General features: G+C 68.2%; 21 protein-coding genes, 1 tRNA gene and 2 pseudogenes. 7 read left to right on the forward strand and 17 right to left on the reverse strand.

Annotated elements, in window-relative coordinates:
* Positions 1 to 60: 60 nt before the first annotated feature.
* Genes ACTPOE_RS15270 through ACTPOE_RS15285 form a run of 4 tightly spaced genes read left to right on the forward strand, consistent with a single transcriptional unit; the run spans position 61 to position 4,064 of the window.
* Positions 61 to 681: a TRAP transporter small permease subunit gene (locus ACTPOE_RS15270; protein ID WP_458873093.1), complete on the forward strand. Its 621-nt coding sequence runs from the start codon at positions 61 to 63 to the stop codon at positions 679 to 681.
* Complete coding sequence (locus tag ACTPOE_RS15275; RefSeq protein WP_458873094.1) at positions 678 to 1,961, forward strand: TRAP transporter large permease; 1,284 nt, start codon at positions 678 to 680, stop codon at positions 1,959 to 1,961. Before ACTPOE_RS15270 ends, ACTPOE_RS15275 begins: the two co-directional genes overlap by 4 nt.
* A gap of 31 nt (positions 1,962 to 1,992) precedes the next feature.
* A complete protein-coding gene (locus ACTPOE_RS15280) occupies positions 1,993 to 2,679 on the forward strand; it encodes a DUF2848 domain-containing protein (protein ID WP_458873095.1) in 687 nt (228 codons plus the stop codon).
* 32 nt (positions 2,680 to 2,711) lie between these two features.
* Entirely contained in the window at positions 2,712 to 4,064 is a 1,353-nt protein-coding gene (locus ACTPOE_RS15285) for an amidase (RefSeq protein WP_458873096.1), read from the forward strand.
* A 12-nt stretch (positions 4,065 to 4,076) separates the two neighbouring features.
* Here ACTPOE_RS15285 and ACTPOE_RS15290 read toward each other — a convergent pair whose 3' ends face one another.
* From ACTPOE_RS15290 to ACTPOE_RS15325, 8 genes are all read right to left on the reverse strand, one after another.
* Positions 4,077 to 4,865: a CPBP family glutamic-type intramembrane protease gene (locus ACTPOE_RS15290; RefSeq protein WP_458873097.1), complete on the reverse strand. Its 789-nt coding sequence runs from the start codon at positions 4,863 to 4,865 to the stop codon at positions 4,077 to 4,079.
* Between the two features lie 10 nt (positions 4,866 to 4,875).
* Positions 4,876 to 5,475, reverse strand: a complete 600-nt coding sequence (gene pth, locus ACTPOE_RS15295; RefSeq protein WP_458873098.1) for an aminoacyl-tRNA hydrolase — start codon at positions 5,473 to 5,475, stop codon at positions 4,876 to 4,878.
* A gap of 95 nt (positions 5,476 to 5,570) precedes the next feature.
* A complete protein-coding gene (locus ACTPOE_RS15300) occupies positions 5,571 to 6,173 on the reverse strand; it encodes a 50S ribosomal protein L25/general stress protein Ctc (protein WP_458873099.1) in 603 nt (200 codons plus the stop codon).
* A gap of 114 nt (positions 6,174 to 6,287) precedes the next feature.
* Positions 6,288 to 7,238 (reverse strand): ribose-phosphate pyrophosphokinase, encoded by a 951-nt coding sequence (locus tag ACTPOE_RS15305; RefSeq protein ID WP_458873100.1) that lies wholly within the window; start codon positions 7,236 to 7,238, stop codon positions 6,288 to 6,290.
* Positions 7,239 to 7,340: 102 nt separating this feature from the next.
* A tRNA-Gln gene (locus ACTPOE_RS15310) sits at positions 7,341 to 7,417 on the reverse strand.
* A 5-nt stretch (positions 7,418 to 7,422) separates the two neighbouring features.
* Positions 7,423 to 8,325 carry a 4-(cytidine 5'-diphospho)-2-C-methyl-D-erythritol kinase gene (ispE, locus tag ACTPOE_RS15315; protein WP_458873101.1) on the reverse strand — a complete coding sequence of 301 codons (903 nt, stop codon included), beginning with the start codon at positions 8,323 to 8,325 and terminating at the stop codon, positions 7,423 to 7,425.
* Positions 8,326 to 8,338: 13 nt separating this feature from the next.
* A complete protein-coding gene (locus ACTPOE_RS15320) occupies positions 8,339 to 8,959 on the reverse strand; it encodes an outer membrane lipoprotein LolB (RefSeq protein WP_458873102.1) in 621 nt (206 codons plus the stop codon).
* The gene (locus ACTPOE_RS15325) at positions 8,956 to 10,731 is read right to left on the reverse strand and encodes a tetratricopeptide repeat protein (RefSeq protein WP_458873103.1); all 1,776 of its coding nucleotides are present in this window, start codon (positions 10,729 to 10,731) and stop codon (positions 8,956 to 8,958) included. Before ACTPOE_RS15325 ends, ACTPOE_RS15320 begins: the two co-directional genes overlap by 4 nt.
* 85 nt (positions 10,732 to 10,816) lie before the next feature.
* On the opposite strand from ACTPOE_RS15325, the gene mutM reads away from it, so the two are divergent.
* Together mutM and ACTPOE_RS15335 are read left to right on the forward strand one after the other, a co-directional pair.
* Complete coding sequence (gene mutM / locus ACTPOE_RS15330) at positions 10,817 to 11,644, forward strand: bifunctional DNA-formamidopyrimidine glycosylase/DNA-(apurinic or apyrimidinic site) lyase (RefSeq protein ID WP_458873104.1); 828 nt, start codon at positions 10,817 to 10,819, stop codon at positions 11,642 to 11,644.
* A gap of 38 nt (positions 11,645 to 11,682) precedes the next feature.
* On the forward strand, positions 11,683 to 12,741 hold the full coding sequence (locus tag ACTPOE_RS15335) for an IS630 family transposase (protein WP_458873105.1): 1,059 nt from the start codon (positions 11,683 to 11,685) through the stop codon (positions 12,739 to 12,741).
* A gap of 132 nt (positions 12,742 to 12,873) precedes the next feature.
* Here ACTPOE_RS15335 and ACTPOE_RS15340 read toward each other — a convergent pair whose 3' ends face one another.
* Complete coding sequence (locus ACTPOE_RS15340; protein ID WP_458873106.1) at positions 12,874 to 13,224, reverse strand: RidA family protein; 351 nt, start codon at positions 13,222 to 13,224, stop codon at positions 12,874 to 12,876.
* A gap of 160 nt (positions 13,225 to 13,384) precedes the next feature.
* Complete coding sequence (locus tag ACTPOE_RS15345) at positions 13,385 to 14,800, reverse strand: FAD-binding oxidoreductase (RefSeq protein ID WP_458873107.1); 1,416 nt, start codon at positions 14,798 to 14,800, stop codon at positions 13,385 to 13,387.
* A gap of 272 nt (positions 14,801 to 15,072) precedes the next feature.
* Here ACTPOE_RS15345 and ACTPOE_RS15350 point away from each other — a divergent pair, with 272 nt between their 5' ends.
* On the forward strand, positions 15,073 to 16,458 hold the full coding sequence (locus ACTPOE_RS15350) for a phosphomannomutase/phosphoglucomutase (protein ID WP_458873108.1): 1,386 nt from the start codon (positions 15,073 to 15,075) through the stop codon (positions 16,456 to 16,458).
* A gap of 10 nt (positions 16,459 to 16,468) precedes the next feature.
* Here the strand turns inward: ACTPOE_RS15350 and ACTPOE_RS15355 are convergent.
* The 7 genes and pseudogenes from ACTPOE_RS15355 to hpaD form a co-directional block, all read right to left on the reverse strand.
* Positions 16,469 to 16,849: pseudogene (locus tag ACTPOE_RS15355) on the reverse strand (isocitrate lyase/phosphoenolpyruvate mutase family protein); the annotation flags it as partial.
* A gap of 6 nt (positions 16,850 to 16,855) precedes the next feature.
* A pseudogene (locus ACTPOE_RS15360) lies at positions 16,856 to 17,662 on the reverse strand (ABC transporter substrate-binding protein); the annotation flags it as partial.
* A gap of 19 nt (positions 17,663 to 17,681) precedes the next feature.
* Positions 17,682 to 18,479, reverse strand: coding sequence for a GntR family transcriptional regulator (locus ACTPOE_RS15365; protein WP_458873109.1), 798 nt, complete (start codon positions 18,477 to 18,479; stop codon positions 17,682 to 17,684).
* Between the two features lie 197 nt (positions 18,480 to 18,676).
* The gene (locus ACTPOE_RS15370) at positions 18,677 to 19,477 is read right to left on the reverse strand and encodes an HpcH/HpaI aldolase family protein (RefSeq protein WP_458873110.1); all 801 of its coding nucleotides are present in this window, start codon (positions 19,475 to 19,477) and stop codon (positions 18,677 to 18,679) included.
* Positions 19,478 to 19,528: 51 nt separating this feature from the next.
* Positions 19,529 to 20,407 carry a 2-oxo-hept-4-ene-1,7-dioate hydratase gene (gene hpaH / locus ACTPOE_RS15375; protein ID WP_458873111.1) on the reverse strand — a complete coding sequence of 293 codons (879 nt, stop codon included), beginning with the start codon at positions 20,405 to 20,407 and terminating at the stop codon, positions 19,529 to 19,531.
* On the reverse strand, positions 20,385 to 20,771 hold the full coding sequence (locus ACTPOE_RS15380; protein WP_458873112.1) for a 5-carboxymethyl-2-hydroxymuconate Delta-isomerase: 387 nt from the start codon (positions 20,769 to 20,771) through the stop codon (positions 20,385 to 20,387). The genes hpaH and ACTPOE_RS15380 overlap by 23 nt, the downstream gene beginning before the upstream one ends.
* A gap of 102 nt (positions 20,772 to 20,873) precedes the next feature.
* The gene (hpaD, locus tag ACTPOE_RS15385) at positions 20,874 to 21,725 is read right to left on the reverse strand and encodes a 3,4-dihydroxyphenylacetate 2,3-dioxygenase (protein ID WP_458873113.1); all 852 of its coding nucleotides are present in this window, start codon (positions 21,723 to 21,725) and stop codon (positions 20,874 to 20,876) included.
* Between the last annotated feature and the right edge of the window lie 4 nt (positions 21,726 to 21,729).

The raw sequence follows: 21,729 nt of genomic DNA on the forward strand, positions 1-21,729 counted from the left end.
CCGCGTCCCCAGACCCGCGGCCGGCGGTTCTCCGCCGGCCGCCCAGACTCCGGACCCATCATGAACACATCCGATCGATACCGCGCGCTCGACGGCCTGCTGCGCCGGGCGAACGCGCTCTCCCGCGCCGCCATCTGGGTGGCCGGCGGCCTGACCCTGGCCAGCGCCCTCTACATCACGGGCGACGTGCTGGCGCGCTATTTCCTGGGCAAACCCCTGGGCGGCGCCGACGAGCTGTCCGGCTACGCCTTCGCCATCAGCATCTCCTGGGCGCTGTCGTTCGCCACCCTGCAGCGCGCCAACATCCGCATCGACGCGCTGTACCAGTACCTGCCGCCGCGCGTCGGCGCCGTCTTCGACTGGCTCGCGCTGGTCGTCCTGGGCGTGTTCATCGTGTACTGGACCCGCTACGCCGCCACGGTCGCCGGCCTGTCCTGGGACAACCAGTCGACCGCCAACACGACCTTCGCCACGCCGCTGTGGATCCCGCAGACCCTGTGGGTCGCGGGCCTGCTGTGGCTGTGCGTGGTACTGGCCCTGATGCTGCTGCGTTCGACCGTGGCCCTGGCGACGGGCGACCTGCGCACCGTGCGCGACATCTGCGGCGTGCGCAGCACCAAGGAAGAAGCCGACGCCGAGGCCGAAGCCGGCAAGCGGCTGGTCGAAGGAGACGCGTCATGATCGCCACCGCCCTCGTCCTCCTGCTCGCCCTGCTGGGCCTGAGCATCCCGGTCGGCGCCGCGCTCGGCGTGCTGGGCCTGATCCTGGACCCCCTGTATTCGATGCTGCCGCTCACCCAGGCCATGGGCGAGGTGTCCTGGGGCACCAGCAATGAATTCCTGATGGTCGCCATCCCGCTGTTCATCCTGCTGGGCGAGATCCTGCTGCGCTCGGGCATGGCCGAGAGCATGTACGGCGCCATGAGCCTGTGGCTGTCGTGGCTGCCCGGCGGCCTGATGCACGCCAACATCGGCGCGAGCGCGCTGTTCGCCGCCACGTCCGGCTCCAGCGTGGCCACGGCGGCCACCGTCGGCACGGTCGCCATCCCGCAGATCAGGAAGCAGGGCTACAACCCCTCGCTGTTCCTCGGCAGCATCGCGGCCGGCGGCACGCTGGGCATCCTGATCCCGCCGTCCATCAACCTGGTGATCTACGGTGTGCTCACCAATACGTCGGTGCCCAAGCTCTACCTGGCGGGCATCGTCCCGGGGCTGGCCCTGGCCGGACTGTTCATGCTGGCCATCGCGGTCGCCTGCCTGATGCGCCCGCAATGGGGCGGCCAGCGGATCCAGGCGTCCTGGGGCGCCCGGGTCCGCAGCCTGGTCCAGCTCGTGCCGCCGATCGGCATTTTCCTGCTGGTGGTGGGCTCGATCTACGCCGGCATCGCCACGCCGACGGAAGCGGCGGCGCTGGGCGTGGTCGGCGCGCTGTGCCTGGCCCTGTTCCAGGGCCGGCTGAACTGGGCAATGCTGCGCGACGCCCTCGAAGGCACCATGAAATCCTCGGCCATGATCATGCTCATCGTGATCGGCGCGGCCTTCCTGAACTTCATCATGTCCGCCATCGGCCTGACCAACGCGCTGATCGACACCATCAGCGGCCTGGGCGTCTCGCCCACGGTGATGCTGCTGATCCTGGTGCTGTTCTACCTGGTGCTGGGCTGCTTCATGGAGACCCTGGCGATGATGATCACCACCATCCCCATCGTCGCGCCCATCATGTTCGCCCTGGGCTTCGACCCGGTCTGGCTGGGCATCGTCATCATCATCCTGGTCGAATGCGCGCTGATCACCCCGCCGGTCGGCCTGAACCTGTTCGTGGTCCAGAGCCTACGCACCTCGGGCAGCATGAACGACGTCATCGCCGGCGCCTTCCCCTTCGTGATCATGATGCTGGTCATGGTCGCCCTGCTGGCGATCGCACCCGACATCGCGCTCTGGGCGCCTCGCGTCTTCGGCTGACCCCGCACATACTCCACCACCGGAACATCGCATGAAACTGTTTTTCAACCTGCTCTCCACTGGAGCCGCCGCGCAACTCGTGACCATCGATCTCCACCAATGCATCGTGGCCGGCTGGGCCGGCCGCGACCTGGCCGCCATCGAACACCACATCGAGGAACTGGCCGCCCTGGGCGTGCCGCGCCCCAGCGCGGTCCCCCTGTACTACCGCATCGCCGCCAACCAGGTCAGCCAGGACGACGCGCTGCAGGCGGTGGGCCCGCACTCTTCCGGCGAGGCCGAGGTCTTCGTCTTCACGCATGACGGGCAACTGCTGGTGAGCCTCGCCTCCGACCACACCGACCGCAAGCTCGAATCGACCAGCGTGGCCCTGTCCAAGCAGCTCTGCGTCAAGCCCGTCGCGCGGACGGCCTGGCCATTCGCCGAGGTGGCCGCGCACTGGGACGCGCTGATCCTGCGCTCGTGGATCGAAGAGGACGGCCAGCGCGTGCTCTACCAGGAAGGCCCCCTGGCGTCGCTGCGTCCGCCCACCGAACTGATCGAAGGCTGCTTCGGACCGGCGGGCATGCCGGCCGGCGCGGGGATGACCTGCGGTACCATGGCCGCCATCGGCGGCATCCGTCCATCCACGACATTCGAGATGGAACTGTGCGACCCGGTCCTGGACCGCCGCATCCGTCACGCCTACCGCGTCGAGATCCTGCCCGAAATCGCCTGACCCGATCTTCCCAATCACGCTCCGGAACCGCCATGTTGCCCACCCTCACCGCACTGCAAGCCGCCCTGGACAAGGGCGAGACCACGTCCGTCGCCCTGACGCAGGCCGCCCTGGCCCGCATCACGGACCCGAATGGCGAAGGCGTGCGGACCTTCACCGCGGTCTGGGCGGAACAGGCCCTGGCCGCCGCCCGGGCGTCCGACACCCTGCGCGCCGCCGGGCAGGTCCGATCCCCCCTCGATGGCCTGCCCGTTTCGATCAAGGATCTGTTCGACGTCGCCGGGCACGTCACGCGCGCGGGCTCCCGGGTCCGCCAGGACGAAGCCCCCGCCACGCGTCACGCCGATCCGGTGCAACGCCTGGCGCGGGCGGGCGCCGTGCTGATCGGACATACCAACATGACGGAATTCGCCTTCTCCGGACTGGGAATCAATCCGCACTACGGCACGCCCAGCAGCCCCTGGGACCGCGCCAGCCGCCGAATTCCGGGCGGCTCGTCCTCGGGCGCGGGCGTCTCGGTCGCGGACGGCATGGCGGTAGCCGCCCTGGGCACGGACACGGGCGGTTCGATCCGCATCCCTTCGGCGTTCTGCGGGCTGACGGGCTTCAAGCCCACGGCGTCGCGGGTGCCCTCCGGCGGCACCTTCCCGCTGGCGACCAGCCTGGACTCCGTCGGTCCGCTGGCGGCCTCGGTGGAATGTTGCGCGATCCTGGACGGCATTCTTTCGGGCGACGAGGCCCGCCGACCGCCGGACGCCCCCCCGCTGTCCCGGCTGCGGCTCGCCGTGGCGAACACGCTGGTCCTGGACGGCGCCGACGACGCCGTCCGCAACACCTTCGCCGCCGCGGTCGCGCGGCTGCGCGCGGCGGGCGTCGCCATCGACACGCTGGACCTGCCGGAATTCGAGGAACTGGCGCAGATCAACCGCAAGGGCGGCCTGGTCTGCGCGGAAGCCTATGCGGTCCACCGCGACGCACTGGATGCGCACGGCGACCAATACGATCCCCGGGTGTCCTCGCGCATCCTGCGGGGCCGCGACATCGACGCCGCCGACTACATCGAGCTGCACGCCCGGCGCGCGCGCTGGATCGCTGCGGTCGAGGCCCGGCTGCGAGGCTACGACGCCCTGCTGCTGCCCACCGTGCCCGTGGTCGCGCCGGCCATCGAGTCCCTGCGGGCCTCGGACGAGGCCTACTTCGCCGCGAACGGCCTGATCCTGCGCAATCCCACCCTGATCAATTTCCTGGACGGCTGCGCCCTGAGCCTGCCCTGTCATGCCGCGGGCGAGGCGCCGGTCGGCCTGATGGTCGCGGGCCCCGCCCATACCGACGCGCGCATCCTGGACGTCGGCCTGGCGATCGAGCAAGTCCTGGACAAGCGCTGAACCCGGCGGGGCTCACCCCGCCGCCAGTTCCGGCGCGAAATGCAGCACCAGACCGATCAGCAGCAGCGGCCCGCCGTTGAAGATGGCGTGCAGGGCGATCGAGGCGCCGATGCCACGGCGCACGCGCATCCAGCCCAGTACCAGGCCGGTGACCCACTGCGGCAACACCAGCAGCGGCAGCAGCACCAGCGACATGGCGTTGAGGCGGAAATTGAACAGGTGCACGGCGGCGAAGGCCAGCGCGGTACCGTGGAAGAGCAAAGGATAGGCGCGCCGCGCCAGCCGCCGGCCGCGCCAGGACAGCCGCCAGCCGACCCGCCAGCGGTGGTCGGCCGGATACCAGGCCGGCGCCAGCGCCAGCAGCGCCGCGGCCCCGGCCATCAGGCCCGAGGCGACGCCGGCACCCTGGACCAGGATGGAGGCCATCAGGGGGACGAACCACCACAGCATGGCCGGACGGCGCAACGCGTGGCGGAAGGTGAGTTCCTCGACGATCGGCGCCCAGATCAGGGCCGTCATCCAGGGCAGGTTGTGGATGTCCAGCCGGTGCTGCGCTCCGCCCGCGTCGGCGGCCGACAGGGCCAGGGGGGCGAACACGAAGACATTCACCGTCCACAGCAGCACGGCCCAGTGGGCCAGGCGCCACCAGGGCGCGTTCAGGCACAGGTCCACCCGCATGCCGGGGCCCGTGCGCCGTCCTCCCAGGCGAGGGCCGGGGCGCGGGCGCACGACGAAGCGCAAAAAATCGACGATTTCCTGGCCCATGGTGGGCAGGCCGGCGGGGCGCTGGAAAAGGGGCATGGGCGCCGAGTCAGGAGTGGTTGGCCTGGTGCAGGCGTTCGGTGGCGCGGTCGAAGGCGCCGTCCAGCAGCTGCGGCAGGATCACGCGGCAGCGGTTGATCACGTCCTCGATGCCGGGCATGTCGTCCTTGCGCGGCGGATGCAGGACGAAGTTGACCACCTGCTGGGCCAGGCCCAGGCTGCGCGGATGGCCGATGCCGATGCGCAGGCGCCAGAAGTTCGGGGTGCCCAGCGCGGACTGGATGTCGCGCAGGCCGTTGTGGCCGGCATGGCCGCCGCCAAGCTTGAGCTTGACCGCCCCCGGCGGCAGGTCGAGTTCGTCGTGCAGGACCAGGATTTCCTCGGGCTGGAGCTTGTAGAAGCGCGCCAGCGCGCCGACCGCCTGGCCGGACTTGTTCATGAAGGTGGCCGGCTTGGCCAGGATCACGGCCTGTCCCGCATGGCGCGCGCGCGCGACCCAGGCGAAGAACGGTTTTTCCAGGGTGAAGGCGGCCCGCAGATCGTCGGCGAAATGGTCCGCCAGCCAGAATCCGGCATTGTGGCGCGTGGCTTCGTATTCGGGGCCGGGGTTGCCCAGCCCCACGATGAGGCGGATGGGCGCTGTCGTCATCGGGAGGGGTGATCCGAAAAGCACCCATCATACGATAAAACCCCCGCCGGCCTTGCGGCCGGACGGGGGCTTCGTAGGGTCTTGCGGACGGACGCTTATTCGGCGGCCGGCGCGGCGGCGTCTTCCGACGCGGTGCCCCTGGGCGCGGACGCCTGGGCCAGCAGCGGATTGGTGTCCTCGCCGTGGGGGATGAACTTCACGCCCATCGGCAGAGTGACGTCCGACAGGTGCAGGCGGGCGTTGCCCACCAGTCCGCCGAGATCGACTTCGATGAACTTCGGCAGGTTGGCCGGCAGGCAGGTGATGTCGAGTTCGGTCGGACCATGGGTGACGATCTGGCCGGCCAGCTTGACGGCAGGGCAGGTGTCGGCGTTCAGGTAGTGCACCGGAACCTTGGTGGTGACGGCCTGGGAGGCGTCCACGCGCTGGAAGTCGACGTGCAGGACCAGGGGTTTGTAGGGGTGCCATTGAGCGGCACGCACCAGGACCGGCTCGGTCTTGCCGTCCAGGACCATGTCCAGGATGGAGGCGTGGAATTCTTCCTTGTTCAGGGCATGGTAGATCTCGTTGTGGTCGAGCTCGATGTTGGCCGGGGCGGACTTGCCGCCGTAGACGATGGCGGGCACCCGACCGGCGCGGCGCAGGCGGCGGCTCGCACTCGAACCCTGGACGCTACGCGAAGTGGCGGTGAATTTCATGGAAAACTCCAAAACGAGGGCCTTCGAAGGCCCCTGACAGCAAAGCAGCCGAAGCTGCGAAACGCCCCGCGCCGCGACCAGCGCGGGGCCACAAAACGTCGATCGCGTCCGCCGTCAGTCGGCGAACAGCGAGCTGACCGATTCCGCCGTCGAGATGCGCAGGATGGTTTCCCCCAGCAGGGATGCGCAGGACAGCTGGCGGATCTTCGCGCAGGCGCGCGCGGCGTCGTTCAGCGGAATGGTGTCGGTGACCACGAGCTCGTCCAGGGCCGATTCCTGGATGCGCTTGATGGCCTCGCCCGACAGCACGGGATGCGTGCAGTAGGCATACACGGAGCCCGCGCCCCGGTCCTTCAGGGCCTGGGCGGCCTTGCACAGCGTGCCGGCGGTATCGACCATGTCGTCCATGATCAGGCAGGTGCGGCCGTTGACATCGCCGATGATGTTCATGACCTCGGACACGTTGGCGCGCGGGCGGCGCTTGTCGATGATGGCCAGGTCGGATTCGAGCTGCTTGGCCAGGGCCCGGGCGCGCACCACGCCGCCGATGTCGGGGGACACGACCACCAGATTCTGGAAATTGCGGCTCCAGATGTCGCCCAGCAGAATCGGCCCGGCATAGATGTTGTCCACGGGGATGTCGAAGAAGCCCTGGATCTGGTCGGCGTGCAGGTCCATGGTCAGGACGCGGTCCACGCCCACGACCTGCAGCATGTTGGCCACGACCTTGGCCGAGATCGACACGCGGGCCGAGCGCGGCCGTCGGTCCTGGCGAGCGTAGCCGAAATACGGAATGGCGGCGGTGATGTTGCGCGCGGAGGCGCGGCGCAAGGCATCGACCATCACCATGATTTCCATCAGGTTGTCGTTGGTCGGCGCACAGGTGGGCTGCAGCACGAAGACGTCCTTGCCGCGGACGTTCTCATTGATTTCGACCATGACTTCGCCGTCGGAGAAGCGGCCGACGGTCATCTTGCCCAGGGACATGTCCAGGTGATTCACGACATCGACGGCCAGACGAGGATTGGCCGTGCCGGTGAAAATCATGAATCTGTCTTGTGCCATGGTGTCGAACCAATGTGTCAAATGACAAGGCTGTTGACAGCCTTCCCGCAGGGGGCGGGCCGGTTCAACAGCCTGATAGCACGCGCTCTGGCGCGGAAAGGATGGCTGGGGAAGAAGGATTCGAACCTTCGCATGCCGGAATCAAAATCCGGTGCCTTAACCAGCTTGGCGATTCCCCAATAATTCAATCAACGACCCAGCCAAGCAACGGGTGATCGCCCAAGCCCCGGCAGATCCAGGACCCTTCGATCGCCCCATCGGGCGGGTTTTCCATTTTACTGATTATTCGGTCTCGATGCACCCTGGCCTGGACCACATCGGGGAATTCCGCGAACAGGCATGAACCCGAACCTGTCATGCGGACTTCGACCCCTGCGCTCTGTATCGCCCGCGCAAGCGCGGCGATGTCCGGATGCTGCCGAAAGACCACGGCCTCCAGGTCGTTGCGGCCAAATAACGGCCCGGCGCGGTGTCCTGTCTGCCAATCAGTAAAGACCGCAATTTTTACCGATTCAGAATTCCTTGTCAAATCAGGATCGCGAAAAACATCCGCCGTCGCCACGTGCGCGGGCGGACGCACGATCCAATAGGCCCGCTCGGGCAGGTCCAAGGCCGTCAGGTCCTCGCCGACGCCCTGGGCGAAGGCGGCACGGCCGAAAACGAAGACCGGCACGTCCGCCCCCAGGGGCAGGGCCAGGCGCATCAACTCGGCGCGCGTCAGGCCCGTGCCCCACAGACGGTTCAACGCGATCAGGGTCGTGGCCGCGTCGCTGGAGCCGCCGCCCAGGCCGCCGCCGGCCGGGATACGCTTGCGGTAGCGGATGCGAGCGCCCCGCCGGGTGCCCGTGGCCCGCTGCAGGTCGCGCGCGGCGCGCAGCACCAGATCCTGATCGGCCGGCAGCCCCGCCAGGCCCTCGCCTTCGCGCGACAACGCGCCGTCGGCCGTGGCGTCGAAATCGAGGGTGTCGCACAGGTCCACGAAGCGGAAGACCGTCTGCAGCAGGTGATAGCCGTCCGGACGCCGTCCCACCACGTGCAGGAACAGGTTGAGCTTGGCTGGAGCCGGCACGTCGTACAAGGCCGCCATGCGCGCTTCCGGCCTAAAGACCGTCCACGATCAGCTGCAGGCGCCACTGCCCCTGGTCGTCCAGGCGCGACAGGCGCACGCGCCCGGGCCCTTGGCCGTCGTAGGCCGAGAGACGCACGTCCCAGCCGTCCTGGCGCATCGACGTCAACCGGTCCTGCCCGTCCCTCTGCGCGTCGACGACGATCCCGGGAGCGGTCTCGCCGCGCATCCAATGGCGCAGTCCGGACACCGGCATGGGGTGACCCCAGACCAGGGCCAGCAGGTCGTCCGGCGTGGGCGCCGATTCGCGGCTGCCGTCGGCTCGTTCCAGCTCGGACCGGCCGGGCTCCACCCGGATCCGCGCCAGGACACTGCCCAGCGGAGAGACCAGGTCCAGGCGAAGGACGCGGCCATCGTCGCGCCAGGCAAACCCGCCCTGGGCCGCGTAGGGCGCGGCGCCCGCCGGCTGCAGATTGACGGCGAAGCGGCCCTGCCGCTCGAAGGCGGGACCCTGGCCGCCGATGCGCTGGGGGCCGGCGCAGGCGGCCAGCAGGCCGGCCAGCGCCAATGCCGGCCAGACACGCCGCAGGTGTCGGACAGGCGAGGCGAAGCCGCACACGAAGTGCAACGGACGGGCGGCGAAACCGGCCCTCATGGCAGCTTGACTCCCAGGCGGTCCAACGTTTCCTTCAAGGCCGCGCTGTCGGGATCGGCCTTGCGGCCTTCGGCCCAGATGCGCCGGGCCTCATCGTGCCGGTTCAGCGCCCACAATGTCTCGCCCAGGTGCGCGGCCACGTCGGCGGCGGGCAGCTGGTCGTAGGAACGGCGCAGGTATTCCAGCGCCCCCTGGTAGTCGCGGATACGGAACAGGTACCAGCCGACGCTGTCCAGGATATAGGCGTTGTCGGGGTCGAGTTCCAGGGCCCGCTCCAGCAGGTCGCGCGCCTCGTCCAGGTTGCGGTTCTGTTCGACGAAGGTGTAGCCCAGCGAATTGTAGGCATTGGCGTTGTCGGGATCGAGCTCGATCACGCGGCGCATCAGAGCCTCGAATTCCGCCGTCTTGCCCTGCTGGTGCAGCAGCATGCCCAGGTCGTACTTGATTTCCGGAGTGTCGGGCATTTCCAGGTCGGACGCCTTGAGCAGTTCGACCGCCTGGTCGGTGCGCCCCGCGTCCCGGTAGATGGAGGCCAGGGTCAGGCGCACGACGGCCCGCTCGCGGCGGTCGGCGGGCTTGATGGCATCCAGGATCGCGCGCGCCTGGCTCAGGTCGCCCAGCTTGCCGTACAGCACGGCCTCGTGCGTGCGCGCCTGGAAGAGCAACGACGGCTCGTCGATGTTCCGCAACTGGCGGATGGCCTCGCGCAGGTCGTTCTGGCGCTCGGCGATCTGCACCAGCAGCAGCCGCGCATCGGACACGTCGGCCTGGGCGTTGGTGGAATCGTCGCGGATCGCCTGGCGCCGCTGCTGCTGGATCGTGATGTACTGGCCCAGCAGGGATTTGGCCTCGTCGTAGCGGCCGGCCCGGGCATTGACCTCCGCCTCGGTGTAGAGCAGGTCGAAGTCTTCCGGGGCGCGACGGCGCATGCGGTCGAGCAGGCCCAGGGCCTCGTCGAACGAACCCCGCCCCGTCAGGCGGCTGACCAGCAGCAACTGCAGGCCGCGACGATCCGGGTGACGGTCCAGGTAGGCGTAGGTGTCCTTGATGGCCTGGACAGGTTCGACCCGCAGTCCATATTCCAGCACCCGCTGGGCGGCATCCTGCGAATCCGGATCCAGCGCCTGGGCGCGGCGGGCCTCGTCGACGGCGCGCACGGGCTCGCCCGCCGCCCACGCGGCGTCGGCCAGCGCCAGGCGGGCGAGCGCCGAAGTGTCCGACACGCCCGCCAGGGCCTTGTCCAGCACGTCCAGGGCCAGGCGCTTGTCCGTCATCTTGGAGACGATCCCGGCGGCCTGGACGATGGCCTGGTCCTGGTCCTCGGCCGTGGCGATGCGGCGCGACAGCGTCCGGGCCAGGCCTTCGGTCTGGCCGCTGGAGGCCGACAGCGCCAGGGAAGCGGCCACCGCCTCGGGGTTGGACGGGTCCAGGGCGGCCCATTCGCGGGCCGCGCGCAGCGCCAGCGCCAGGTTGCGCCCCGTCATGGACATCTGGAAAGCACGGCGCGCCAGCCGGGGATCCAGCGTGTCGCGCGCCAGGGACAGCAGTTCCTGGGCCGCATCGTCGAACTGCCCGCGCTGGGCGGACAGTTCGGCCACCAGCAGGCGGTACAGCAGTTCGGGGGTGAGATTAACGGCGGGCGGCTCGCCGCTACGCAAATGAATGGTTTCGACCGGATCGGCCGGCGCGGCTGCGGGAGGCGCAGCCCACGCCGTCTCGTGTGCGGCGGCCAGCGCCAGCACAACGGGAATCACGGAAGCGGGAAATCTCATTTGCGGTAACCATGGCCGGAACGCAGGAAGAAACCGCGTCTGGTGGCAAAATTGCGTCATCGAAAGTGGATGTTATCACCCTGCCATGCCGGAACTGCCAGAAGTCGAAACAACCCGTCGTGGAATTGCCACGGTCATGCCCGGGCGTGTCCTGCGACGCCTGATCGTACACGAATCCCGGCTGCGCTGGCCCGTACCGGACGACCTGCCCGACCGGGTCCGCGATGCCGAGGTCCTGGCCTGCGAGCGCCGGGGAAAATACCTGCTGATCCGGTTCCCGCAAGGCACCCAGATCGTGCACCTGGGCATGTCGGGGTCCCTGCGGCGGGTGCCGATGGACGAGCCGCTGCGCAAGCACGACCACGTGGAATGGCGCTTCGACGATGCCCGTTTCCTGCTGCACGACCCGCGCCGCTTCGGGGCGGTCCTGTGGCATCCGGCCGGGGACGGTCCGCCCGAAACCCACCCGCTGCTCGCCGGGCTGGGCGTCGAGCCCTTCGACCCGGCCTTCACCCCCGGCGTCCTGCACGCGGGACTGCTGGGGCGCCGCCAGTCGGTCAAGCAACTGCTGCTGGGCGGGCGGATCGTCGTGGGCGTGGGCAACATCTACGCGTCCGAATCGCTGTTCCTGGCCGGTATCGACCCGCGCCTGCCGGGCGCGCGCCTGTCGCGCCCGCGCAGCGCCCGGCTGCACGCGGCGATCCTGCAGACCCTGAGCCAGGCGCTGGAATCGGGCGGAAGCACGCTGCGCGACTACGTCAACGCCCAAGGCGCCCCGGGCGCATACTTCACGCTGCACGCGGCCGTCTACGAACGCGAAGGCCAGCCCTGTCCGCGCTGCGCCACGCCGATCCGGCGCATTGTCCAGGGCCAGCGCGCCACCTATTTCTGCCCGGGCTGCCAGAAGCGCTAGTCCATTGAAACAATGAGATCGCACCCCATATGGGATGCATGGGAAAAATGAACCTGAGCAAGGCCGAACGGGATGAACTGACCAGCTTGCAGCGCAAGCGCGCGGCGCCAGTGGCGCAGGTGCGACGCGCGAAGCTGATTCTTCTGCTCGATGACGGGATGTCGCGGGACGCGATCATGAATACGCTGGGCTGCGATTCGCGCTTCATTGCGACGTGGAAAGCGCGCTTTAGCGAAGAGCGGCTGGCGGGTTTGTACGGTCGGCACTCGGGACGTGCGCCGCGCCGCAACTTGCCGCGCTTGGAGGCCCGCGTGCTCGACTACACGCTCAAGCGCAAGCCGAAGGACGGTTCGACTCACTGGAGCAGCCGCAAGTTGGCGGCCGAGTTGGGCATTTCGTTCATGGACGTGCAGCGTATTTGGCGCCGTCATGACCTGAAGCCCCATCGCGTGGATCGGCACATGGTCTCCAACGATCCGGATTTCGAGGCCAAAGCCGCCGATGTGATTGGTCTGTATCTGAACCCGCCGACCCATGCCGCCGTGTTCTGCGTGGATGAGAAGACGGCGATTCAGGCGCTCGACCGCAAGGATCGGATGCTGCCGCTGTCGCCCGGACGTGCCGAGAGCCATGGCTTTGAATACAAGCGCAATGGCACGCTCAGCCTGTTTGCCGCATTGAATACCACCACCGGCGAGGTGGTGGGCAAGACGGCGGCACGTCACACCAGCGCGCAATTCGTCGCCTTCCTCATCGACGTGGTCGCCAGCCAGCCCAAAGGGCGCGAGATTCACGTCATCTGCGACAACGTCAGCAGCCACAAGACCGCGGTGGTCGATGCCTTCCTTGTCGATCATCCCAACGTCTCGATGCATTTCACGCCCACCTACACTTCCTGGTTGAACCAGGTAGAGAACTGGTTCGGCCGCATCCAGCGCGATGTCATCGCTCGCGGCATCTTCACCAGCACCACCGACTTGCACAAGAAGCTCATGCGCTATATCCGTCGGTACAACAAGAATGCCAAGCCACTGAAGTGGAAGTACGCAGATCCGTCTCACCGCATCCGGTGCAATTCTTCTGTTTCATCGGACTAGTGTCCTGTCCGGCTGATTCCGATCCTTACCTGCGGCGCCTGGGCTCGCCATGCTGCGTTGCTTGTCCACCTCACCGCTTGCAAGTGGCGAGGTGCATTTGCAACGCAACGTGACAAGCCCGGGCGCCGAAGCTCAACCGTTGAGCGCGGCGACGATGATCACCTCGAACTTCAGGCCCGGCGCGGCCAGGCGCGCCTCGCCCGTGGCGCGGGCCGGCGGGTTGGCGGGATCGATCCAGGCCTCCCAGACCGGGTTCATGGCCTGGAAGTCGGCCATGTCGGCCAGCCAGATCGTGGCCTGCAGGATGCGGGACTTGTGGCTGCCGACCTGGGCCAGCAGGCGATCGACTTTGGCCAGCGCCGTGCGCGCCTGGGCCTGGATGTCGTCTCCCTCGTGGCCCACCTGGCCCGACAGGTAGACAGTATTGCCATGGACGACGGCCCCGCTCATGCGGGCGCCCGGTTCGATGCGCTGAATGGTCATGACGACAGCTTCCAAAGTGAGTGGAGGAAAGCGCCATCATAGCCCGGAACCCCTCCCCGGCCGGCAGCCGGCGCGCCGGGCCGGCCGCGCGGCGCCACCCCTTCAGGGACCCGCCGAATCCGCCGGGCGGCCGGCAGGCGCTGCGAGCCCGGGCCGGATTTCAGGGGGCCAGCACCTTGCCTGGATTCATGATGCCCCGGGGATCCAGGGCCGACTTGATGCGATGCATCAGGGCCATTTCCACCGGATCCTTGTAGTGCGGCAGCACGTCGCGCTTGAGCTGCCCCACCCCGTGTTCCGCGCTGATCGAGCCGCCCACCGCGTGCACGCGGTCGTGCACCAGTTCGTAGACCGCGTCCTGGCGCGCCAGCAACCGGCCTTCGGCCCAGTCCGCGCCGCGCGCGACGTTGTAGTGCAGGTTGCCGTCGCCCAGGTGGCCGAAGATCACGTGGCGGATCCCGGGGAACGCGGCCTGCAGCGCGGCATTGGTGCCCAGGACGAACTCAGCCATGCGCGACACCGGGATCGAGACGTCGTGCTTGATGCTCTTGCCGGATTCCTTTTCCGCCAGGGGAATGCTTTCACGCAGGTGCCAGAGCGCATGGCTTTGCGCCATGGACTCGGCGATCACCGCGTCCAGAACGACGCCGGCCTCGATGGCCTCGCCCACCACGACCTCGAAACGCTCGCGGGCATGGGCCTCGGACTCGCTGTCCGACAGTTCCAGCAGCGCGTACCAGGGCATGTCCGCCGACGGCCCCTCGAAGGGCAGGCGCTGCTGCGGGAAACAGCGCACCACGTCCTGGAGACAACCGCCCGCCATCAGCTCGAAGCCGGTCAGTGAAGCGCCCAGGCCCGCGCGGGCACGTCCCAGCATGGCGATGGCCGATTCGATCGAATCCAGGGCCAGCAGCGCGGTGCAGCGCGCCACCGGCAGCGGATGCAGTTTCAGGGTCGCCGCCGTGATGATGCCCAGCGTGCCCTCGCTGCCGATGAACAGGTCGCGCAGGTCATAGCCGGTATTGTCCTTGCGCAGGCCGAGCAGACCGTGCCAGACGTCCCCCTGGGCGGTGACGACCTCCAGCCCCAGGGCCAGCTCGCGCATGTTCCCGTAGCGCAGGACCTGCGTGCCGCCCGCGTTGGTGGCCAGGTTACCGCCGATCGTGCAGCTGCCTTCGGCCGCCAGGCTGAGGGGAAACAGCCGGCCGGCCTCGCGCGCAGCCTGCTGCACGGACTGCAGGACGCAGCCGGCCTCGACTTCCATCGTGTCGTTGTCGGTATCGATGCCGCGGATTCGGTTCAGGCGCCGCAGCGACAGGATCACCGCCCGGCCGGAGTCGTCGGGCGTCGCCCCGCCGCACAGCCCGGTGTTGCCCCCCTGGGGAATCACCGGCAGGCCGGCCTGCGCGCACAGGCGCACGACCGCGGCGACCTCGTCGGTCGTGCCGGGCCGCACCACGGCCAGCGACCGGCCGCGATAGCGTTCTCGCCAGTCCGTTTCCCAGGGCAGCGCATCCGCGCCGGTCAGCACCTGCGCGGCGCCGACCGTCGCGCGCAAAGCATCCAGATGATCCATGGCTTTCGTAATCCAGCGGCCCGACGATGGGGAAGGGGCCTTTCGATGACAAGAACCTTCTATTCTAATCGGCGATAATGGAGGGAAGGTCTGAACCAGTCCTCACGCCGCGTGCATCTGCGGTCTCGGGCGGTCTGCGGCGTTGCTCATCCTCGCCATAGCACCGGCGATGGCTGCGGTTCGCGCCTTGCATCCCATCCCGATCCGCGGCGCCCGCTTTCCGCCCGACTGGCTCAGACCTTCCCTAGCCGATTTTTCCGCCGGAACACCCCATGAGCGACTCCTTGCCTTCCGCCGTCTTCAAGGCCTACGACATCCGCGGCACCGTGCCCGGACAGATCAACGAGCCCTTCGCGCACCGCCTGGGGCTTGCCCTGGCCGCCCAGGCCCGGCGCGAAGGCGTGCGCAGCCTGGCGATCGGCTACGACGGGCGCCTGAGCAGCCGCGGGCTGGCCCATGCCGTCAAGACCGGCCTGCACGCGGGCGGAATCAATACGGTGGATCTGGGCCTGGCGCACACACCCCTGGTGTACTACGCCGCCTGCCGCGACGGCAGCGGTTCGGGGGTCGCCGTCACCGGCAGCCACAACCCGCCCGACTACAACGGCTTCAAGATGATGATGGCTGGGCGCACCCTGCACGGCGACGACATCCAGGCCCTGCGCCAGGCCATGGACGGCATCCAGCCGCCTGCGGGCGCGACCCCGGGGCTGAGCGTCGCCACGGACCTGGTGGATACCTACATCCGCGAGATCGCCGGCCACATCCGTCTGGCGCGCCCCATGCGCATCGCCATCGACTGCGGCAATGGCGTGGGCGGTGTGGCCGCCGCGCGCCTGTTCCGGGCGCTGGGCTGCGCGGTCGACGAACTGTATTGCGAGGTCGATGGCCTGTTCCCCAACCACCACCCCGATCCGGCGGACCCTGCCAATCTCCGGGACCTGATCGCCCACCTGCAAAACACCGACTGCGAACTGGGCCTGGCCTTCGACGGCGACGCCGACCGCCTGGGCGTGGTCACTCGTTCCGGCCAGATCGTCTGGCCCGACCGCCAGATGATTCTGTTCGCGCGCGACATCCTGCGGCGCCAACCGGGCGCGGACATCATCTTCGACGTCAAGTGCAGCCGCCACCTGGGCCGGGCCATCCGCGAGGCCGGCGGCACGCCGCTGATGTCGCAGACGGGGCATTCGCTGATCAAGGCGCGCCTGGCGGAGACCGGCGCGCCCCTGGCTGGCGAAATGAGCGGCCACATCTTCTTCAAGGAGCGCTGGCACGGCTTCGACGACGGCCTCTATGCCGGCGCCCGCCTGCTGGAAATCCTGTCGCGCAGCGACGATCCGGGCCAGGTGCTGGAATCCCTGCCCCAGGGAGTCTCCACCCCCGAACTGAAGCTGCCCATGGCCGAGGGCGAACCGCACACCTTCATCCGCCGCCTGCAGACCGAGGGCCGCTTCCCCGGCGCCACGGACCGCGTCACGATCGACGGCATCCGCGCCGAATATCCGGACGGCTTCGGCCTGGCGCGGGCGTCCAACACGACGCCCGTGGTGGTGCTGCGCTTCGAGGGCGACACGCCCGAGGCCCTCGCGCGGATCCAGGACGAATTCCGCGCCGCTATCGCCGAACTGCTACCTGGACGGGAACTGCCGTTCTGACGACACGGCCTCAGCCACCGTAGCGCCGTCCCCGCTCCAGCAGTTCGGGCGTGCCGATCACGGCGTTCAGGCCGTCGAAATCCAGCATCCTGTCCTTCCAGGGCAGGGTCGAGCCCTGACGGCGCAGGCTGCCGTAGTAGTCCCGCAAGGTATGCGCCACCGCCCGCGCCGTGCCGCCGGGGAAAATGACGATGCGAAACCCCATCTCCGCCAGCGCATCGACCCCCTGCACCGGTGTTTTGCCGCCCTCGACCATATTGGCCAATAGCGGCGCGCGCTGCGCGAAACGCGCGCAGGCCGCCCGCATGTGCTCAGGCGTGCGCAAAGCCTCGACGAACAGTGCATCGGCGCCCGCCTCCAGGTAGGATTCCGCGCGGTCCAGCGCAGCCTCCTACCTGGAGGCGGCGCCTCCCAGTACCGAATAGATCGCCTTCGGCTGGACTTTCTGCTGCCTCATGGCGCGCAGCAGCAGGGCGTATTCGTTGTAATAATTGGCTGGAATCACAATGTCGGGGTTCGCCGGCTTCATCCGCAGCACGATATTGTTGAAGTCCCTGGTGGGATTCGGGTGCTTAAGCACGTCCATCACCTCGAACCCGTGCCGCGGCAACGATTTGGACAGCAGCGCCGCCGTGCCTGTGCCGAAGAGCGAATCCTCGTGGACGATCATCACGGTCTTGGCCGGTTTGCCGGCGGCGTCGTTCAGGGCGGCCAGGTCGGTGATCGCGCGTTCGCTGCACATCCGATAACCGGGGCCGAAACGGAACGTGTTCTTCAGGCCGCGCTCGACGATCTGGTCGGCCACGCCCACGTCCACCACATGCGGCAGGTCGTATTTGGCCGCGGTCTGCGTCGTCGCCAGACAGATCGCCGACGCATACGCGCCCACGATGGCCGACACGCCTTCCTGATTCATCTTCTCCACCTCGGCCGAACCGGCCTCCGGGCGGGACTGGGCATCGCCCAGAACGGCCTTCAAGGGCGCCCCGCCCAGGGACTTGATGCCCCCCGCCCGGTTGACATCGTCGATGGCCAGCAGCGCGCCCAGCCGGCATTGCTGCCCGGAATAGGCCAGCGCCCCGGTCACCGGGTGCAGCACGCCGACCTTCACCGGCGCGACGCCTTGAGCGCGGACGATCCAGGGCGAGGACAACATCGCCGCGGCGGCGGCGGATTGGCATAGAAAGGTACGACGCGAGCTCATGGAAAGATCTCCAGGGGAATCAATGAAATTGGGCCGATAGCTCTTCGCTGACCCAGACCTTCGCGTCAATGCTGCCGACGCGTGACAGCTGCAACTGATACTGATAGCGATCCGGCCGGTACAGACCCGACAGCAACTGCACGGGCCGGTCATTCATGTCATGCACGACGCGCGTCACCGACAACAGGGCCGAACCCACCGACACGTCCAGGTGACGAGCGATCTGCGCATCGGCCAGGCGCGCGGAAATGGTCTGCGTCGCGCCGCCGAACTCCACGCCGGCTGACTCCAGCAACATCAGCAGCGGCTCGCGCTCCAGATCCTCGCGGGTGAAATCGGCGACGGCCTGCGGCACATAGGTGGTGATGTAGGAAAGCGGGCCGGCTTCGGTGCTGCGCACGCGCAGACTCTTGTGCACGGGCGCGCCCAGGTCGATGCCCAGGGCATCCGCCACGGCGGGCGACGCGCCGACCAGCGCGCTGTCGAGCACCCGCACCGAGGTGCGCAATCCCATGTTGACGATGTTTTCCAGCAAGCCGGTCAGGTGCGCCTTCTGCGGCTTGCCGGCCGCCGCGACACCGTGAGCGCCCACCTTGCCGCGCACGGGCCAGGTTCCCAGTCCGGGCCGACGCGACACCAGCCCATCGGCCACCAGCATTTCCATCGCCTTGCGGATGGTGATGCGGGCCACATTGAACTGATCGGCCAGCGCATGCTCACCAGGCACGCCGTCCAGATCGAAACGCCCCTCCTGCAGCTGCTCGCGCAAGACGAGGTAGATCTGGTGATATTTCGGAAGAGGCATTGAGGTTCCCATGAAGGGAACTCTATGGATGTCCTAATGTCCCGTCAATGGAACAAATGACCTTGCGAGTTGTTCCATCGGGAAAACACTGATCCGATATCAACTATTGATCCGACTTGCGGCGAGCAGGCCGCACCCCTCTCCAGGGCGCGGTGCCCGGCGACAGGAAAGAAGCCGCCCGAAACAGCGCGGGCACGCCGGCCGAATCGTCAATACCCGGTCCCGGCCGCCTGGTCGGCGCCGGAGCGAAAGGCCTGCGCCAGGCCGGCCGCCGACTGCCGCAGCAGCAACGTATCGGTGCCCAGAGCCACGAAACGGGCGCCCGCCTGGACGTAGACGCGGGCGGCGTCCAGGCGGGTGGCGAACACGCCGGCGGCCTTGCCGCTGCGGGCGATCTTCCCGATGGCGCCAAGCACGGCGGCGCGGACTTCAGGGTGGTCCGGGCTGCCCAGGCGCCCCATCGAAGCGGCCAGATCCGAGGGGCCGATGAACACCGCGTCCACGCCGTCCACGGCCAGGATGTCGTCCAGGGCCTCCAGGCCGGCGCGGGATTCGGCCTGGACGATCAGGCAGATCTCGCCATCGGCCTGCCCCAGGTAGTCCGGCACCCCGTTCCAGCGCGCCGCGCGCGCCATCGCCGTGCCCACTCCGCGGATCCCGGCGGGCGGGTAGCGGGTGGCCCGCACCAGGTCTCTGGCCTGCTCGGCCGAGTCCACCATCGGCACCAGCAGGGACTGGACGCCGATGTCCAGCATCTGCTTGATGCGCGCCGGATCGTGGTCGACGACGCGCACCAGGACATCGGCCTCGCCGCCTTGGAGCGCCCACAGTTGCGCAAGGACGGTGCGCAGGTCATTGGGGCCGTGTTCGCCGTCGATCAGCAGCCAGTCGAAGCCGGTGCCGCCCAGCAGTTCCGCCACGCCGGGATCGCCCAGGCCCAGGAACAGGCCGATGCGCGGCGTACCGTCGCCACGCAGCGTGGCCTTGAACGAATTGTGAAGTGCGGACATGCGGGTTCTCCTAAGCGAGGGCCGAAAGGGACAGATTAGTGTGAACAGACCCTAAACGAAACGGTTGGAGATGCTGCCCAGGGGGCCGTAATCGACGTGGAAGGTGTCCCCGGGACGGGCGGCCACCGGCCGCGTGAAAGACCCCGACAGGATCAGTTGCCCCGCCGTCAGGCCGACGCCGTGCGGGGCCAGCTTGCGCGCCAGCCAGACGATGCCGTTGGCCGGGTGGTTCAGCACTCCGGCGGCCACCCCGGTTTCCTCGATCACGCCGTTGCGCATCAGCAGCGCGCCGGCCCAGCGCAGGTCCAGGTCCATGGGACGGATCGCCCGCCCGCCCAGCACGAGCCCGGCGTCGGCGGCATTGTCCGAGATCGTGTCCATCACCAGGCGCGGCCTCCCGGTCGCCGGATCGACGCGATGACAGCGCGCATCGATGAGCTCGATGGCGGGCATGACGTAGTCGGTGGCATCCAGCACGTCGAACAGCGTGACGTCCGGCCCGATCAGGTCGCGAGTCAGGTGGAACACCAGCTCGACCTCGACCATGGGCGCGATGAAGCGTTCAAAGGGGATATCCTGGCCGTTCTCGAACAGCATGTCGTCGAGCAGCACACCGTAGTCGGGTTCCTCGATCCGCGAGGACCGCTGCATGGCGCGCGAGGTCAGGCCGATCTTGCGGCCGATGACGCGTCGGCCTTCCTGGAGCTTCAGGCGGATGCCCTCGCTCTGGATGGCGTAGGCGTCCTCGATCGTGATCTCTGGATGGTCCAGGGACGGCGCGCGCACCTGGATGCGGGTGCGCTCGGCCTCGCGCAGGGAAGCGGCGACGCGGGCGATGGCGTCCCTGGACAGGCCCCCCTGGGCGGGCGTCCGCGGACGATCGGCGGCAACCGCGGCGGCGGCCGTGTCAGCGTTTGGCATAGCGGGCATGGATGTTGTTGTGCTTGAGCGTACCCGCCTCGGAGAATTCGGACAATTCCAGGGACAGGGCCAGGGTGCGGCGCTGGAACAGCGCATCGAAATGCCGCTTCATCACGTCGAACAGCGCCTGCGCGGTGTCGCGTACAGCCTGCGGATCGCGGCCCGCGCCGATCTTGACGGTGGCGTGCACGAAGGCGTCGTCGTGGTCGCCCTCGGCCACGCAATACTCCTCCAGGCGCAAGGCGCGCGAGCGGATGCCGCCCGGCGGAAACAGGCCGGTGTCGATCAGGACGTGGTTGGCCTTGCGCAGCAGGCCGGGCATGTCGCCTTCCTGAGCGAGATTGCCTGAATATTCGAAAATCAGATGTGCCATGGTATGTGACCCTGGATGCGGGAATCGGTCCCCGGCCCGGCGCCGGGGGGCGATCCGCGCGGCCCGCCGGGGCCGGCCGCGCGGGACCGGGAAAGCCGGGATTTACTGGACCGGCAGGACCGCGTTGATCTGACCTGTGCCCGAGCTGCCGAAATACGGGGTGACGATTTCCGCCTGGCCCCGATACCGGTCCCAGCCCAGCGCGCCCAGCAGCATGGCGGTGTCGTGCATATTGCCCTCGCCATGGCACTTGGCGTTGTATTCGGGCAGCATTTCGCAGAACGTCGCCCAGTCGCCGCGCTTCCACATGTCGATCACGGCATGGTCCACGGTTTCCAGGAACGGGCTCCAGATCTTGAACAGATAATCCTCCGCCACGCCGTTCTGGGCGAAGCGATGCGACAGCGAGCCGCTGGCGAGGAAGGCGACCGTGCCGTCGTACTGCTCCTCGACCGCGCGGCGCATGGCCGCGCCGATCCGGGCCGAATCCTCCATGTCGTGGACGGTGCACAGCGAGGCCACCGAGACCACCTTGAACTGGCGATCCGCGTTCATGTAGCGCATCGGCACCAGCGTGCCGTATTCCAGTTCCAGGCTGGCGATTTCGTGCGCGCGCGTGCGCACGCCGGCCGCCGTGCTGGCATCGGCCAGGAGCTTGCCCAGCGCCGGATTGCCGTCGTATTCATACGCCATGTCGCGAATGAAGTGCGGCAGTTCATGGCTGGTGTACACGCCCTTGAAATGGGGGGCGCAATTGATGTGATACCCGGAATTCACCAGCCAGTGCGTGTCGAACACGACGATCGTATCCACGCCCAGTTCACGGCAACGGCGGCCGATTTCCTCGTGGCCATCGATGGCGGCCTGGCGGCAGCCTTTGTGCGGCCCGTCCAGCTCGGACAGGTACATCGACGGCACGTGCGTGATCTTCGCGGTCAAAGCGAGCTTACCCATGGTG

Source organism: Castellaniella sp. WN (genome assembly GCF_054457555.1).

Bases quoted from the DNA above. Each gene is read 5' to 3' on its own strand.
- ACTPOE_RS15270 (WP_458873093.1), top strand. From the start codon at position 61: ATGAACACATCCGATCGATACCGCGCGCTCGACGGCCTGCTGCGCCGG.
- ACTPOE_RS15275 (WP_458873094.1), top strand. From the start codon at position 678: ATGATCGCCACCGCCCTCGTCCTCCTGCTCGCCCTGCTGGGCCTGAGC.
- ACTPOE_RS15280 (WP_458873095.1), top strand. From the start codon at position 1,993: ATGAAACTGTTTTTCAACCTGCTCTCCACTGGAGCCGCCGCGCAACTC.
- ACTPOE_RS15285 (WP_458873096.1), top strand. From the start codon at position 2,712: ATGTTGCCCACCCTCACCGCACTGCAAGCCGCCCTGGACAAGGGCGAG.
- ACTPOE_RS15290 (WP_458873097.1), bottom strand. From the start codon at position 4,865: ATGCCCCTTTTCCAGCGCCCCGCCGGCCTGCCCACCATGGGCCAGGAA.
- pth (WP_458873098.1), bottom strand. From the start codon at position 5,475: ATGACGACAGCGCCCATCCGCCTCATCGTGGGGCTGGGCAACCCCGGC.
- ACTPOE_RS15300 (WP_458873099.1), bottom strand. From the start codon at position 6,173: ATGAAATTCACCGCCACTTCGCGTAGCGTCCAGGGTTCGAGTGCGAGC.
- ACTPOE_RS15305 (WP_458873100.1), bottom strand. From the start codon at position 7,238: ATGGCACAAGACAGATTCATGATTTTCACCGGCACGGCCAATCCTCGT.
- ispE (WP_458873101.1), bottom strand. From the start codon at position 8,325: ATGGCGGCCTTGTACGACGTGCCGGCTCCAGCCAAGCTCAACCTGTTC.
- ACTPOE_RS15320 (WP_458873102.1), bottom strand. From the start codon at position 8,959: ATGAGGGCCGGTTTCGCCGCCCGTCCGTTGCACTTCGTGTGCGGCTTC.
- ACTPOE_RS15325 (WP_458873103.1), bottom strand. From the start codon at position 10,731: ATGAGATTTCCCGCTTCCGTGATTCCCGTTGTGCTGGCGCTGGCCGCC.
- mutM (WP_458873104.1), top strand. From the start codon at position 10,817: ATGCCGGAACTGCCAGAAGTCGAAACAACCCGTCGTGGAATTGCCACG.
- ACTPOE_RS15335 (WP_458873105.1), top strand. From the start codon at position 11,683: ATGGGAAAAATGAACCTGAGCAAGGCCGAACGGGATGAACTGACCAGC.
- ACTPOE_RS15340 (WP_458873106.1), bottom strand. From the start codon at position 13,224: ATGACCATTCAGCGCATCGAACCGGGCGCCCGCATGAGCGGGGCCGTC.
- ACTPOE_RS15345 (WP_458873107.1), bottom strand. From the start codon at position 14,800: ATGGATCATCTGGATGCTTTGCGCGCGACGGTCGGCGCCGCGCAGGTG.
- ACTPOE_RS15350 (WP_458873108.1), top strand. From the start codon at position 15,073: ATGAGCGACTCCTTGCCTTCCGCCGTCTTCAAGGCCTACGACATCCGC.
- ACTPOE_RS15365 (WP_458873109.1), bottom strand. From the start codon at position 18,479: ATGGGAACCTCAATGCCTCTTCCGAAATATCACCAGATCTACCTCGTC.
- ACTPOE_RS15370 (WP_458873110.1), bottom strand. From the start codon at position 19,477: ATGTCCGCACTTCACAATTCGTTCAAGGCCACGCTGCGTGGCGACGGT.
- hpaH (WP_458873111.1), bottom strand. From the start codon at position 20,407: ATGCCCGCTATGCCAAACGCTGACACGGCCGCCGCCGCGGTTGCCGCC.
- ACTPOE_RS15380 (WP_458873112.1), bottom strand. From the start codon at position 20,771: ATGGCACATCTGATTTTCGAATATTCAGGCAATCTCGCTCAGGAAGGC.
- hpaD (WP_458873113.1), bottom strand. From the start codon at position 21,725: ATGGGTAAGCTCGCTTTGACCGCGAAGATCACGCACGTGCCGTCGATG.